Genomic DNA, 14,670 nt, shown 5'->3' on the forward strand with positions numbered 1-14,670 from the left:
AGTGTTCAAAAGAAATTGTTTATGGCACATGACAACCGCAAAGCAAACACTAAGAGGGCTATTCAAGAAGCTATGGTTAGCCTCTTAAAAACAGAAAGTTTTGATGATATTACAACGATTAAGTTGGCCAAAGAAGCTGGTATTAGCCGCTCTAGCTTCTACACTCATTACAAGGATAAGTTTGAGTTAATTGATTCTTGTCAACAAACGCTCTTTAATCAGGTTGAATACATTTTTGAAAAACACGAAGGCAATAAAGCACAAGCCTTTTTGGAAATTTTTGAATTTCTAAAACGTGAGCAGCTCTTATCTGCCTTGATTTCAGCTAACGGAACTCGTGAATTCCAAGCTTTTATCATTAATAAAGTACGTATTTTCATTAATACTGATTTACAAGACCGTTTTGGCCGTGACGAATTAAGCCCTGTCGAGAGAGAGTACAGCAGTATTTACTTCGCCTATGCCTTTTTCGGCCTTTGCCAATCTTGGATTGCTAAAGGTAAAAAAGAATCACCACGCCAAATGACTAATCTCATTCTAAAACTTTTGCCGCTTTAACAAAAACCACCATAACGTGACCTGCACCCCAAAAGTTAGACAAAAAATCTAACGATTGGGGTGCTTTTTGTATGAAATTAACTTATGAAGATAAACTAGAAATCTATAAACTCAGAAAACAAGGTTTGTCTTGGCCTCAGCTGGGTCAAACCTATGATGTTAATCCTAGAAATCTACGTTACATGGTTAAGCTTATGGACCGATATGGCGTAGAGATTGTTAAAAAAAGTAAAAATAGGTATTATTCTCCTGAACTAAAGCAAGAAATTATCAATCAAGTCCTTCTTGAAGGTCGTACTCAATTGTCTGTCTCTCTTGAATATGCTCTTCCTAACATAGGAACACTTTCCAATTGGCTAGCACAATACAAGAAAAATGGGTATACTATTGTTGAGAAAACAAGAGGGAGACCAAGCAAAATGGGGCGTAAACCAAAGAAAACCTGGGAAGAAATGACTGAGCTAGAACGACTTAGAGAGGAAAATGAGCGGTTACGTACTCAGCTGGTTTTCCTAAAAAAGTTGAGAGCAGCTCGCTTGAGGGACGAAGCCAAAATGCGCGAACAACAGCGACAATTAGAGAAATGGTTAGAGGAGGATTCAGACTAGATATCCTTTTAGAATTTTCGGGTTTGGCTCGTTCAACTTACTATTACCACTTGAAACAGCTAAATAAGCTTGACAAAAACAAGGTTCTTAAAGCTAAAATCAAGATGATTTATGACGAGCACAAAGGCAACTATGGCTATCGCCGCATCACTTTGGAACTAAGAAACCAAGGCTTTTTGGTCAACCACAAAAAAGTACAACGCTTAATGAAACGTATGAATTTGACTGCACGTATTCGTCGTAAACGTAAATATTCCTCTTACAAGGGTGAAGTTGGTAAGAAAGCTGATAATCTCATCCAACGTCACTTTGAAGCTTCAAAACCTTACGAAAAATGTTACACAGATGTCACAGAATTTGCCATTCCAGCTAGCTCTCAAAAGTTGTACTTATCCCCTGTTTTAGATGGCTATAATAGCGAGATTATCGCTTATCACCTATCAACTTCACCGAATTTAGAACAAATCAAGACTATGTTAACGCAAGCTTTTCCAGATGAACATTATGACAATACGATTCTTCACAGTGACCAAGGCTGGCAATACCAACATCAGTTTTATCATGAATTTCTCAATCAAAAAGGAATTCGTCCATCCATGTCCCGTAAAGGAAACAGCCCAGATAACGGTATGATGGAATCTTTCTTTGGGATTTTAAAATCAGAAATGTTTTATGGCTTTGAGAAAACCTTTAAGTCACTAGATGAACTCAAACGAGCCATTATTCATTACATCGATTATTACAATAATAAACGGATTAAAGTCAAACTAAAAGGACTTAGCCCTGTACAATACAGGACTAAATCCTTTCAATAATTAATTGTCCAACTTTTTGGGGTCAGTACAAACGGTGGCTTTTTTATATTCAATAAAAAACAAAAAAACCACGGAAAAACCGTGGTTTTAAATACTTCAATAAACAGTGAATTAAAGCATTTTGTTGTAGTACTCAACGATAAGAGCTTCGTTGATTTCTGGGTTGATTTCGTCGCGTTCTGGAAGACGAGTCAATGAACCTTCAAGTTTTTCAGCGTCGAATGATACAAATGCTGGACGTCCAAGAGTAGCTTCAACAGCTTCAAGGATAGCAGGTACTTTAGCTGATTTTTCGCGAACTGAGATAACTTGACCTGGAGTTACGCGGTATGAAGGGATATCAACACGTTTACCGTCAACAAGGATGTGACCGTGGTTAACGAATTGACGAGCTTGACGACGAGTAGTTGCAAGACCTAGACGGTAAACAACGTTGTCAAGACGACGTTCCAAAAGAACCATAAAGTTGAAACCAAGAGTTCCACCTTTAACTTTAGTAGCTTGTACGAACAAGTTACGGAATTGTTTTTCACCTACACCGTAAGTGAAACGAAGTTTTTGTTTTTCAGCCAATTGCAAACCGTATTCAGAAAGTTTGCTACGGTTGTTAGGACCGTGTTGACCTGGCACGTAGTTACGACGTGCTAATTCTTTACCTGTACCTGTAAGAGACAAGCCAAGGCGACGAGATTGTTTCCATGATGGACCTGTATAACGTGACATTTAAAATGTCCTCCTATAAAATAAAAATTTTGTAGGAAATAACAATTTAGAGAATCCTGATTCGTGCAGGTGACTTTCATCTAAACAGCCAAGATTACTTTTCCGACTTCTAGAAGCTTTTCTATAGGAAGAAAAGCTGTAGAAGAGCCAACTGTTGACGAGCTTCATACTCTCCCGCTATTATTTCACACGGAATTTAGTTTAACATAAAAAAAAGGCTCTGTAAAGCCTTTTGTATGTTAATTCTTAGATAAAGTTAATCAAAATAACGAATCAATGTTTTTTCAGTTAAAATGTCTGAATAAGTGTATGATTCAACATATGAATTATTAATCGCACCTGGAACATCAGAGTTTTCATTGTATTCAACGATAAACAATGATGGGTAAACTTCAGTCAAACGACCAATTTTATTTTTTTCACGTTTACGACCATTTTCGAGTGTCAATTCAACCAATTGACCTTCGTGGGCTTTAATATCTTCTTTGATTTTTTTCATTTTTGCTACATCTGCAAATGCATCACTCATCTTATCGTTTGCTCCTTATAAAAGTTTTTTGCTTAACGCTCTTCAAATTGCGCAATACTAGAAAATTTATTATATTCCTTTTGGAAGATTAATTTCACCGTTCCACGCGCACCTGAACGGTTTTTCTCCAAGATAACTTCAATCGTATTATCCTCAACAGCATCATCGCTTTCTTCGCCTTCACGACGATAATAATCATCACGGTATAAGAAAGCTACAATATCCGCATCCTGCTCGATAGATCCAGATTCACGAATATCTGACAAAACTGGTCGTTTATCTTGACGTTGTTCAACACCACGAGACAACTGACTCAAGGCAATAACAGGAACCTTCAATTCCTTAGCCAAAATCTTCAATTGACGTGAAATATCAGAGACCTCTTGTTGACGGTTCTCAGGACGTGTCCCTGTAATCAACTGAAGATAGTCAATCACAATCAAACCAAGGCCACCTTCGACCTCTTGTGACAACTTGCGGGCACGTGCACGAATTTCAGTAATCTTGATACCAGGCGTATCATCGATGTAAATTGGTGCTTCAGCTAAGGCACCTTGAGCAATCGTAATGTTATTCCACTCTTGATCGGTTAACTGACCTGTTCTAAGGTGATGAGAATCAACCATTCCTTCAGCAGCCAACATACGGTCAACCAAACTTTCAGCACCCATTTCTAGGGAGAAGATAGCTACTGGTCGATTTTGCTTAGTTCCGACGTTCTGTGCGATATTTAGTGCAAAGGCAGTCTTCCCGACGGCTGGACGTGCTGCCAAAATAACCAATTGATCAGGGTGCAAACCTGTCGTAATCTTATCTAAATCACGGAATCCTGTCGGTAATCCCGTAACATCACTCGTTTGGCGTGAACGGATTTCTAAGTTTTCGTAGTTTACTTTCAAGACATCTGAAATCTTGCGAAAACCACTACGATTACTGTGCTCGTTAATCTCAACAAGAGCTTTTTCAGCACCAGCAATCACATCCTCTGAATCCGTAGCTCCTTCATAAGCTAGATTTACAGTTTCTGTCAATCTAGAGATGATATTACGCAGCATTGCTTTTTCAGCAACAATCTTAGCGTAATACTCCGCATTGGCACTTGTTGGAACACTGTTGACCAACTCAACAATATAAGACAAGCCACCAATATTTTGCAAATCTCCTTGATCATCAAGAATGGTTCTCACTGTTGTAGCATCAATAGCCTCATTACGATCACTTAAGGTAATCATAGCTTTAAAAATCACTCGGTGTGAGTATTTATAAAAATCATCTGGGCTAACAAATTCACGAACAGTGATGAGTTTATCTGGCGAGATAAAAATAGAACCTAATACAGATTGCTCTGCTAATAAATCCTGTGGCTGAACTCTCAATTCTGGCTCTTCTGCCAAACTTTTCACCTCCCCTAATAAGCTCGAATACGAATTATGCTTCTTTAATGTTTAATTTGATTTCAGCGGTTACTTCTTTATGTAATTTCACAGGTACTTCGACAGAACCAATTGCACGAATTGGGTGATCTAAAGTAATAGAACGTTTGTTAATTTTTAGACCGAATTGTTTTGACAATTCTTCTGCAATTTTCTTAGCTGTAATTGAACCAAAAGTACGTCCATCTGGACCAACTTTTTCAGTGAATTTAACAACAGTTTCTTCTTTTTCAAGTTCTGCTTTAAGAGCTTTTGCTTCGGCCAAAACTTCAGCTTGCGCTTTTTCTTCTGACTTTTGTTTTCCTTTCAATTCACCAATGGCTTGATTAGTAGCTTCTTTAGCAAGATTTTTCTTAATCAAAAAGTTTTGAGCGTATCCAGTTGGAACTTCTTTAATTTCGCCTTTTTTACCTTTTCCTTTAACATCTGCTAGAAAAATTACTTTCATTATTCTGCCTCCATATTTTCTCTTAAATCATTTTCAATCACATCAAGTAAAGCACTCTCTGCTTGGCTCACTGACATATTTTCCAACTGACATGCAGCTAGGGTAAAGTGACCGCCACCACCGAGTTCTTCCATCATGCGCTGAACATTAATCTTACTACGGCTACGCGCTGAAATAGCAACTTTATTTGGAGCAACTTGCACCAAAACAAATGTCGCCTCAATACCAGCTAAAGATAGCATGGTATCAGCCGCCTTACTAGCAACCACTTTACTATAATTGACACCATCACGCCCGCTAGCAATGATAATGTTATCGTAAATTTTTCGGCCTCTAAGGATTAATTCATTAACCAATCGATATTCCTCAAAATCCGTTTGAGAAATATTTTGAATTTCAATACTATCACTTCCGTGAGCTCGAAGATAACTTGCAACATCAAATGTTCGACTTGTAACGCTAGCTGAAAAATTCTTCGTATCAAGCATAATACCTGCCATCAAGACACTCGCTTGAATTTTACTCAAACGCTTCTTAGCATTCTGGAATTGAATCAATTCTGTAACTAACTCACTAGCACTACTTGCTCCACTTTCAATGAAAGTGAGAACAGCATTTTCTGGGAAGTTTTCATCACGACGATGATGGTCTACAACAATCACATCTGTAAACTTATTGTAAAGCTTTTGCGATAAGGTCAAATCAATCTTAGAATGATCGACCATAATTAACAATGAGCGTTCTGTCATCATTGACATCGCCTGCTTAATAGTAATAAGTCGTGTCTTAGCATCTTCTTGCAATCTTTTAACAGCACGCGTAATATCAGGACTCATCTCATCTGGATTGTATACAACATAAGATTCTTTGTTGATATTACTTGCGAAAAATTGCATCCCTACAGCTGAACCAAGAGCATCCATATCTATGTTGCGATGACCTACAACAAAAACTCGGTCAACACCTTTGATATGGTCTGAGATAGCTGTCATCATGGCACGCGTACGCGTACGTGTACGCTTGACGGTAGATACTGAGCCACCACCAAAATACAATGGTTTCTTATGCTCGTCGTTTTCACAAATAACAACCTGATCACCACCACGAACAAGTGCCGTATTCAAATTCTGCAAAGCTACTTGTCCAATTTGTTGATGATTGTCATCACCATAAGAAACGCCCATACTAAGCGTTAATGGCAAATTATGTTCTTCTTTAGCTTGTTTTCGAAAAGCTTCCAAAACATCAAATTTATCGTCAATCAAACTACTCAACACAGCATAATCTGTGAAAAAGTAGAAACGGTCCATGTTGACACGACGATAAAAAATATTTTTTGACTTTGTAAAATTCGAAATAAAGTTGGCGATGAAGCTATTGATTTGTGAAATATCAGCATCTGACAAATCATCTGTCACATCATCATAATTGTCGATGGAAATAATCCCAATAACTGGACGCAAAAAGGCTGCATCCCCCAACTGACGATTTCCCATAGATGTATCAAAGAAATAGAAAATCCCTGTTGAAGAATCGATGTAAGATGAGTACTTATTGCCATTTAACTCAAATGTCTGAGTGGCGTCCCCTTCTCGCTTAGCCCCAATAATTCTACGAATGACGTCATCCTCAAACTCTCCTTCTTCACTAGTGAAAATGAGCTCTGCATATGGATTAAACCATTCTACCTCATTTGTTTCTTGATCAAACTGAACAACACCAACTGGCATTTGTTCTAGAAGATGTTTTAAACCGACTTCTGTTTGGTTGTTTAATAATTCAATTTGTTCAAGTTCCGATAACTCGTAATTTTCTTTTTGGTAGTAAAGCAAAGCTACAAGTAAAGAAAGCGCCAAAAAGATTGCAGCTAAGATAGCTGACTCCGTCTGAAAAAGTCTGACACAGATAGCCAAGATGCCAAATAAAATAAGGCCAATCATGACTAAGTGGATAGTTGCAAATCGAAATCTTTTCATTGGTTAACCTCTTAGCTTACAATTATACCATAAAATAGGCTTAATTTATAGTAGGAAAGCAGAAAAGCAACCCCAGTCAATAAGGGCTGCTTTCTTGTTTTAATGATGCTTAATCTTCTTGATTGCGATGGTGTTTTTGTTTACCTTCCAAGTAAACCATCAAGATAGAAATATCAGCTGGGTTAACCCCTGAAATACGGCTTGCTTGTCCGATAGTTTCAGGATTAATTTTCTTGAATTTTTGACGAGCTTCTGTCGCAATAGAATCGATATCATCCCAATCAATATTAGCAGGGATACGTTTTTCTTCCATGCGTTTCATCTTAGCCACTTGATCAAGCGCTTTGTTGATGTATCCTTCGTATTTGATTTCAGTTTCCAAAAGTTCAATTACTTTGCTATCTAGTTTTTCTTCCGCAGGACCGACAAAACTTGTTGCAATTTCATAATTGATTTCTGGACGACGCATGAATTCTTTAGCTGTCAAGGCATCTGTCAATGGTTTGAAACCAAGCGCTTCAATACGTGCATTAGTTTCCTTGATAGGCTTGATTTTAAGACTTGACAACCTTGTCAACTCATTGTCAAATTGACGTTTACGGTTCAAGTAACGTTCATAACGTTCTTCATCGACCAAACCAACACGGTGACCAATTTCAGTCAAACGCATATCAGCATTATCATGACGCAAAATCAAACGATATTCTGCACGACTTGTCAACAAACGATAAGGTTCCAAAGTTCCTTTTGTTACCAAATCATCAATCATAACACCAATGTAAGCATCACTACGTTTTAGAATCATTTCTGGTTTACCTTGAACTTTAAGAGCGGCATTGATACCAGCAACAATCCCTTGTCCTGCAGCTTCTTCATAACCTGAAGTACCATTGGTTTGACCTGCGGTAAAGAGTCCAGAAATTTTCTTAGTTTCAAGTGTTGCACGTAATTGGTGTGGCAAAACGATATCGTACTCAATCGCATATCCTGTACGCATCATTTCGGCATTTTCAAGCCCTTTAATAGAATGAATCAATTCTTTTTGAACATCCTCAGGAAGACTTGTTGACAATCCTTGAATGTAAACTTCTTCAGTTTCACGTCCTTCTGGTTCTAGGAAAAGTTGGTGACGTTCTTTGTCCGCAAATCGAACAATTTTATCTTCGATAGATGGGCAATAACGAGGACCTACACCTTTAACAATACCTGAGAACATTGGGGCACGATAAAGGTTTTTATTGATAATATCGTGACTTGTTTGGTTAGTATATGTCAACCAGCAAGGAATTTGATCTTTGAGATAATCTTCATCATTTGACATGAATGAGAAATGATTTGGTTTTTCGTCACCTGGTTGAATTTCTGTTTCGTCATAATTGATAGAACTTGCTTTAACGCGTGGTGGTGTTCCTGTTTTGAAACGACCAATTTCAAGACCAAGTTCTTTCAAGTTGTCAGCAAGTCCGATAGAAGCCAAGCTGTTATTAGGACCAGATGAATATTTGAGTTCTCCTAAAATGATTTCTCCACGAAGAGCTGTACCTGTAGTGATAACAACTGCTTTGGCTGAAAATTTCTGGTTAGTAGCTGTACGAACACCAACAACTTTTCCATCTTCAACTAAAACTTCTTCAATCATTGATTGACGCAGAGTCAAGTTTTCTTGTTGTTCAACAGTATGCTTCATTGTACGTGAATAAAGGGCCTTATCAGCTTGAGCACGAAGAGCACGCACAGCTGGACCTTTACCAGTATTAAGCATTTTCATTTGGATGTAAGTCTTGTCAATGTTTTTACCCATTTCGCCACCAAGGGCATCGATTTCACGAACGACAATCCCTTTAGCAGAACCTCCGATTGCAGGGTTACATGGCATAAAGGATAACATTTCCAAGTTGATTGTAGCGAGCATTGTTTTACAACCCATACGAGCTGCAGCCAAACTAGCTTCGACACCAGCATGCCCTGCACCAACAACAATTACATCATAATTTTCAGCAAATTCATGTGTCATGATTTTAATTACAATATCAAGTAAAACTTAGCCAACTTTCAATCAAACAAAATGGTCAAAAAATTAGCTAACCTACTTAAAGCATTCCTTTCCAAATATAAAATGATTTCTAAAACACAAAAATGATCAAAGCTTTGAAAATGTAAACCAAAAAGGCCTACAATTCCCATGAGCTTTGACCATCATCGTCATTGTTATGATTATTGTATCAAATTGAGTTAAAAAGTCAATTTAATTGCTGATAATTTTTCAAGCAATATTGACCAAAATTAGACAACAATTGTCAACCTTTCTTTACAAAGTTATCAATTAGATGTATTGGCAAGCAACGCCATTTTTATAAGCCATATCGATGATTCCGCCACCTAAACATTCTTCACCGTCGTAGAATACAACAGCTTGACCTGGTGTGATAGCACGTTGTGGTTCAGCAAAGACAACTTCTGCTTTGTCACCTTTAACATGAACTGTAACTTTTGAATCAGGTTGGCGATAACGGAATTTTGCAGTAACTTCCATTGTAAATTCTTCAGGCATATCACGTGTAAAGTGAATACTTGAAGCGTCAAGGCTAGTTGACATTAATGATTCATGGTAGAAACCTTGGCCAACGTAAAGAATATTTTTTGAAAGGTCTTTTCCGACAACAAACCAAGGAGCATTGTCGCCACCTTGTTGGCCACCAATACCAAGACCGCCACGTTGACCGATTGTGTAATACATCAAGCCAGCGTGTTCACCCATATCACGGCCATCAACAGTCATCATGCGACCTTTTTGAGCTGGCAAATATTGACTAAGGAATTGTTTAAAGTTCTTTTCACCAATAAAGCAAATTCCTGTTGAATCTTTTTTCTTAGCTGTTGCAAGTCCCGCGCGTTCAGCAATTTTACGCACTTCTGGTTTTTCCAAGTGACCAAGTGGGAACATTACTTTTTGCAATTGTTCTTGTGACAATTGACTCAAGAAATAAGTTTGGTCTTTGTTATTATCTGCACCACGAAGCATGTGAACTGTACCATCTTCATCGCGAGAGACTTGTGCGTAGTGCCCAGTTGCCACATAATCAGCACCAAGTGTCATAGCGTAGTCAAGGAAGGCTTTAAATTTGATTTCCTTATTACACATTACATCTGGATTTGGCGTACGTCCTGCACGGTATTCCGCAAGGAAGTATTCGAAGACACGATCCCAGTACTCTTTTTCAAAGTTAACAGAGTAATACGGAATGCCGATTTGGTCAGCAACAGCTGCTACGTCTTTGTAATCTTCGGTTGCTGTACACACACCGAACTCATCTGTGTCATCCCAGTTTTTCATGAAAACACCAATAACGTCGTAACCTTGTTCTTTCAAAAGAAGAGCAGTTACAGACGAATCAACGCCTCCACTCATACCAACAACAACACGTGTTTTTGAATTATCTGTCATGATAATCCTCCCATCAAGATATTTTTTTCGAACATAGGCTTGAAGGGCCCAGTTTTTCAAAAATCGATTTGAAGGTCGATTTTGAGCGCAGGAATCCACGCGAAGACTATTATAACATGAATTTCCAGTTATGTAAGGCATTTAGACTTATTTTTAAATCTTTTTCTCATTTTCTATAAAAGTAAGCGATTTATTATCGTTTACCCAATTCCTTTCCTTTGTTATAATAAGTAAGCATAGATTCTAGAAGGAGTAGATATGAAAAATCTAAAATTCCAATCCGTCTTTGATATTATCGGACCTGTTATGATTGGCCCATCAAGCAGCCACACTGCTGGTGCTGTTCGTATTGGAAAAATTGTTAACTCTATTTTCGGAGAAATTCCTGATTCCGTAACATTTCATTTATATAATTCATTTGCTAAAACTTACCGTGGACACGGAACTGATAAAGCACTCGTTGCTGGTATCCTAGGAATGGATACTGACAATCCAGATATTAAAAATTCATTAGAAATCGCTCACCAAAAAGGGGTACGCATTTATTGGGATATTTTAAAGGACAGTAATGCCCCTCACCCAAATACTGCTAAGATTACCGTTGAAAAAGGTGATAAAAACATGAGTATCACAGGTGTGTCAATTGGTGGAGGAAATATTGAAGTTACTGAACTCAATGGCTTCTCTGTTTCTCTTAAAATGAATACCCCTACTCTCATTATCGTTCACCAAGATATTCCTGGTATGATTGCAAAAGTAACAGATATTCTTTCTGAACACAATATCAACATTGCTCAAATGAATGTGACCCGCGAACGCGCTGGTGAAAAAGCCATTATGATTATCGAAGTTGATTCACGTGATTGTCATAAAGCTGTGGAACAGATCCAGCATATTCCGCACCTACACAATGTCAATTTCTTTGACTAGAAAGGAAAAGAATGTTTTATTCTATTAAAGAATTAGTCGAACAGGCCGATAAAGACTTTAACGGCAATATTGCTGAGCTAATGATTTCCACAGAAACAGAATTGAGCGGACGTAGCCGTGATGAAATTATTCATATCATGAAGAAAAATCTTCAAGTTATGAAAAATTCTGTTACTGATGGACTCACTCCTAGTAAATCCATTAGTGGGCTGACAGGCGGAGATGCTGTCAAGATGGATGCCTACTTGAAATCAGGTAAAACCTTGTCTGATACAACCGTTTTAACAGCTGTCCGAAACGCAATTGCTGTCAACGAACTAAACGCCAAAATGGGGCTTGTCTGTGCCACTCCAACAGCAGGCTCTGCTGGATGCCTACCTGCTGTCTTAACAACGGCTATTGATAAATTAAACCTCTCTGAAAAAGAGCAGTTAGAGTTCTTATTCACTGCTGGTGCCTTTGGGCTGGTTATTGGAAATAACGCTTCTATTTCTGGTGCTGAAGGTGGCTGTCAAGCCGAAGTCGGTTCTGCTTCAGCCATGAGCGCAGCTGCTCTTGTCAAAGCTGCTGGAGGATCTGCTTACCAAGCTAGTCAAGCTGTAGCCTTTGTCATCAAAAATATGCTAGGTTTAATCTGTGACCCTGTCGCTGGCCTTGTTGAGGTTCCTTGTGTTAAGCGTAATGCACTTGGATCTAGTTTTGCCTTAGTTGCTGCTGACATGGCCCTGGCTGGCATTGAATCACAGATTCCGGTTGACGAAGTTGTTGATGCCATGTACCAAGTAGGCTCTAGCTTACCAACAGCCTTTCGAGAAACTGCTGAAGGTGGCTTAGCTGCTACACCTACTGGTCGTCGCTTACAAGCCAAAATCTTTGGCGAATAGACGATAGTATTCGAATACTATTTGTTTGGTTCCTTGCTAATTGACGTATTTGTCAATCATTATTGACAAAATTTACAGGAGAGTAAACATGAAATCTATCTTATTTGACCTTGATGGAACACTAGTAAATTCAAGTCCTGGTATTAAAGCAGCATTTAATTATGCTTTTGAAAAGTTACAACTACCTTTACAAACTGACAAACAGTTGTCAACATTTATCGGACCTCCTCTAGAAGTCACTTTTGGTCATTATTTTGAGCAAGCCGACGAGGTTAATCATGCTATCAAAACTTTTAGAGATTACTATGGTGAAAAAGGAGTCCACCAAGTCTCTCTTTACACTGGTATCGCAGAAGCTCTACAAGAATTAAATGACTTAAATTACTCACTATTTGTTACCACAAGTAAACACCAACCTATGGCTAACTTGATGTTAACAGAGCTTGGTATTATTTCACACTTTAAAAAAGTTTATGGGTCTACTCCCGAGCACTTCCATAAAGCTGATGTGATTAAGGCCTGTCTAACTGAACAAGGCATTCAAGCGCATGAAGCTGTTATCATTGGTGATACGAAGTTCGATATGATTGGTGGGCAAAAAACAGGAGTTCGCAGACTTGGGGTAACCTGGGGATTTGGTAGCCTAGAAAGTTTACAAGAACATGGGGCAGAAAGCATCTGTCACCATCCATATGATATTAAAAAAGCACTATCATCTTTATAGGATGATTAGTGCTTTTTCTTCTATTAAATTAGTATCCCCAAGCTGATAGTCCTTGAGTATTGTAAACTTTAATTGCTGTTGCAATTTGATCTTGAACTGTTGCAGTTGATCCCCAACCTGGCATAGTCTGGAATAAACCAGATGCTCCTGAAGCATTGGCAACCGTTGGATCTCCATTAGATTCACGTGCAATGATAGCTTCCCAAGTTGATTGTGGAACACCTGTTGCGGCAGCCATTTGGGCAGCAGCATCTGAACCAACAGCACCTGCTGTATTACCATTTGAAGCTACTGAAGGTGCCGTTTGGGCTGTCGTTGAAGATGGTGTAGTCGCAGCTACAGTCGTTGTATTATCAATAGCTGGAGCAGCCTCAGCATAACTTGCTTCTGATTCTTGAACCTCTTCGGTAGAAGATGCCTCAACTTCTTCAGTTTCTTCTGATGAGCTACTGCTAGACTCTTCTGAGTCTGCTGCAGTTGAACTGATACTTGTTGATGACACTTCAGAGCTTTCAGAACTTGTTGATACAACTTTCGCAGCTCCGGCTTCTGAGCGAGTTGTAATAGTTTCTGCGAATGCTTCTATTTTTGGAATAAGGACAACAACCATCGCTACAACTAAAATAGCTCCAAGGATGCTGACAATAATATTTCTAATTTTTCTATGTTTTGCTTTAGTAATCCTACTATACATGTTAAATAAATATATACCTCTCTAGAACTCCTGTTTCCTATCATATAATTTATTTATTACTCGCAGATTGAAAATATGTTAAAAATATTACAGAGATATTGAGATTAACCTCGTTTTTACTATGAAAACGCTAAAATTAAAGCTTTTGTAGGCATAAAAAAAGCTTGAAGATAAATTCTTCAAGCTTATCTATCTAATACTGGTAATTCGCTAAATAGTAAATAATATTAACTCTAAGAAAAGTCTCTTATCTTAGTACCAACCGTTGGCATTCCAGAATGCAAGGGCTGCTGACCATGAACCGTAACGTCCTGCTACGTATGAATCGGCAACACGTTCTTGGTTTTCAGCTGACAAGTCACCATTTAGGTATGACATTGTCAATTGGTAACGACCATAGTATTGACCGTTTTGAGCTGTGTAGCTACCGCTTGATTCGCGTTGAGCAATGATTTCTTTAGCTTGAGCGTCTGAAGTACCCAAGTTTGATGAGTAAGAAGTAGTTGTTGTTTCAGCTTGTGCTGCTGGTGCTGCTGCCGCTGAGTTATCTGTAGCAGCTGGAGCTGCTTCTACGGCTGCAGTTTCAGTTGTAGTTGCTGCTGCAGTAGCTTCTGAATCTAGTTCCAAGATTTGACCTACAGTGATGAAGTCAACGTTAGCGATTTTGTTAGTTGAAGCCAATTTTTCAACTGTAGTGTTGTAAGTTACAGCAATTTCAGAAAGTGTATCACCTGATTTTACTGTGTATGAATCAGCGTTAGCAACTGCTGGGGCAATAAGTGCTGCTGCTGCGGCTACACCGGCAAGACCAAGTTTAATAGATTTCGATTTAGTTTTAAAAATATTTGTTTGCATTATATGCTCCTTTTTTGTTTCAAAAATTAGTACAGGCTATATAATACA

Annotated in this window: 14 protein-coding genes; 5 read left to right on the plus strand and 9 right to left on the minus strand. The window is 38.4% G+C overall.

Translation table 11 applies throughout. From position 1 onward, the window contains the following. Nucleotides 1–21 precede the first annotated feature (21 nt). Both GPZ88_RS04195 and GPZ88_RS04200 read left to right on the plus strand, forming a co-directional pair. Nucleotides 22–558 carry a TetR/AcrR family transcriptional regulator gene (locus tag GPZ88_RS04195; RefSeq protein WP_039696208.1) on the plus strand — a complete coding sequence of 179 codons (537 nt, stop codon included), beginning with the start codon at nucleotides 22–24 and terminating at the stop codon, nucleotides 556–558. Nucleotides 559–629: 71 nt separating this feature from the next. Then, nucleotides 630–1,981 (plus strand): IS3 family transposase gene (locus tag GPZ88_RS04200; RefSeq protein WP_142351877.1). Its coding sequence is split into 2 segments (ribosomal slippage): nucleotides 630–1,092 and nucleotides 1,092–1,981, totalling 1,353 coding nucleotides; the frame shifts between segments, so codons are not numbered across the junction. Between the two features lie 111 nt (nucleotides 1,982–2,092). Here the strand turns inward: GPZ88_RS04200 and rpsD are convergent. The 7 genes from rpsD to mnmA form a co-directional block, all read right to left on the minus strand. Next, on the minus strand, nucleotides 2,093–2,704 hold the full coding sequence (gene rpsD, locus GPZ88_RS04205; protein WP_004233633.1) for a 30S ribosomal protein S4: 612 nt from the start codon (nucleotides 2,702–2,704) through the stop codon (nucleotides 2,093–2,095). Nucleotides 2,705–2,960: 256 nt separating this feature from the next. Continuing rightward, on the minus strand, nucleotides 2,961–3,233 hold the full coding sequence (locus GPZ88_RS04210; RefSeq protein ID WP_004233634.1) for a Veg family protein: 273 nt from the start codon (nucleotides 3,231–3,233) through the stop codon (nucleotides 2,961–2,963). Between the two features lie 32 nt (nucleotides 3,234–3,265). Further along, nucleotides 3,266–4,627: a replicative DNA helicase gene (gene dnaB / locus GPZ88_RS04215; RefSeq protein ID WP_074603173.1), complete on the minus strand. Its 1,362-nt coding sequence runs from the start codon at nucleotides 4,625–4,627 to the stop codon at nucleotides 3,266–3,268. Between the two features lie 34 nt (nucleotides 4,628–4,661). Beyond that, nucleotides 4,662–5,114 carry a 50S ribosomal protein L9 gene (gene rplI, locus GPZ88_RS04220; RefSeq protein ID WP_004233636.1) on the minus strand — a complete coding sequence of 151 codons (453 nt, stop codon included), beginning with the start codon at nucleotides 5,112–5,114 and terminating at the stop codon, nucleotides 4,662–4,664. Next, nucleotides 5,114–7,090 (minus strand): DHH family phosphoesterase, encoded by a 1,977-nt coding sequence (locus GPZ88_RS04225; protein WP_166043563.1) that lies wholly within the window; start codon nucleotides 7,088–7,090, stop codon nucleotides 5,114–5,116. The genes rplI and GPZ88_RS04225 overlap by 1 nt, the downstream gene beginning before the upstream one ends. Nucleotides 7,091–7,199: 109 nt before the next feature. Continuing rightward, nucleotides 7,200–9,104 carry a tRNA uridine-5-carboxymethylaminomethyl(34) synthesis enzyme MnmG gene (gene mnmG / locus GPZ88_RS04230; RefSeq protein WP_166043565.1) on the minus strand — a complete coding sequence of 635 codons (1,905 nt, stop codon included), beginning with the start codon at nucleotides 9,102–9,104 and terminating at the stop codon, nucleotides 7,200–7,202. Between the two features lie 309 nt (nucleotides 9,105–9,413). Beyond that, a complete protein-coding gene (gene mnmA, locus GPZ88_RS04235; protein WP_039696102.1) occupies nucleotides 9,414–10,535 on the minus strand; it encodes a tRNA 2-thiouridine(34) synthase MnmA in 1,122 nt (373 codons plus the stop codon). 258 nt (nucleotides 10,536–10,793) lie between these two features. Here mnmA and sdaAB point away from each other — a divergent pair, with 258 nt between their 5' ends. From sdaAB to GPZ88_RS04250, 3 genes are all read left to right on the plus strand, one after another. Next, entirely contained in the window at nucleotides 10,794–11,465 is a 672-nt protein-coding gene (sdaAB, locus tag GPZ88_RS04240; protein WP_039696101.1) for an L-serine ammonia-lyase, iron-sulfur-dependent subunit beta, read from the plus strand. Between the two features lie 11 nt (nucleotides 11,466–11,476). Next, complete coding sequence (sdaAA, locus tag GPZ88_RS04245) at nucleotides 11,477–12,349, plus strand: L-serine ammonia-lyase, iron-sulfur-dependent, subunit alpha (protein ID WP_039696100.1); 873 nt, start codon at nucleotides 11,477–11,479, stop codon at nucleotides 12,347–12,349. A gap of 88 nt (nucleotides 12,350–12,437) precedes the next feature. After that, complete coding sequence (locus tag GPZ88_RS04250; RefSeq protein WP_015695833.1) at nucleotides 12,438–13,073, plus strand: HAD hydrolase-like protein; 636 nt, start codon at nucleotides 12,438–12,440, stop codon at nucleotides 13,071–13,073. Nucleotides 13,074–13,101: 28 nt separating this feature from the next. Here GPZ88_RS04250 and GPZ88_RS04255 read toward each other — a convergent pair whose 3' ends face one another. Continuing rightward, nucleotides 13,102–13,767 (minus strand): transglycosylase SLT domain-containing protein, encoded by a 666-nt coding sequence (locus tag GPZ88_RS04255; RefSeq protein ID WP_166043567.1) that lies wholly within the window; start codon nucleotides 13,765–13,767, stop codon nucleotides 13,102–13,104. 252 nt (nucleotides 13,768–14,019) lie between these two features. After that, complete coding sequence (gene apf / locus GPZ88_RS04260) at nucleotides 14,020–14,622, minus strand: aggregation-promoting factor (protein WP_039696098.1); 603 nt, start codon at nucleotides 14,620–14,622, stop codon at nucleotides 14,020–14,022. Nucleotides 14,623–14,670: the final 48 nt, after the last annotated feature.

Source organism: Streptococcus ruminicola, assembly GCF_011387195.1.
GTDB classification, from domain to species: Bacteria; Bacillota; Bacilli; order Lactobacillales; family Streptococcaceae; genus Streptococcus; species Streptococcus ruminicola.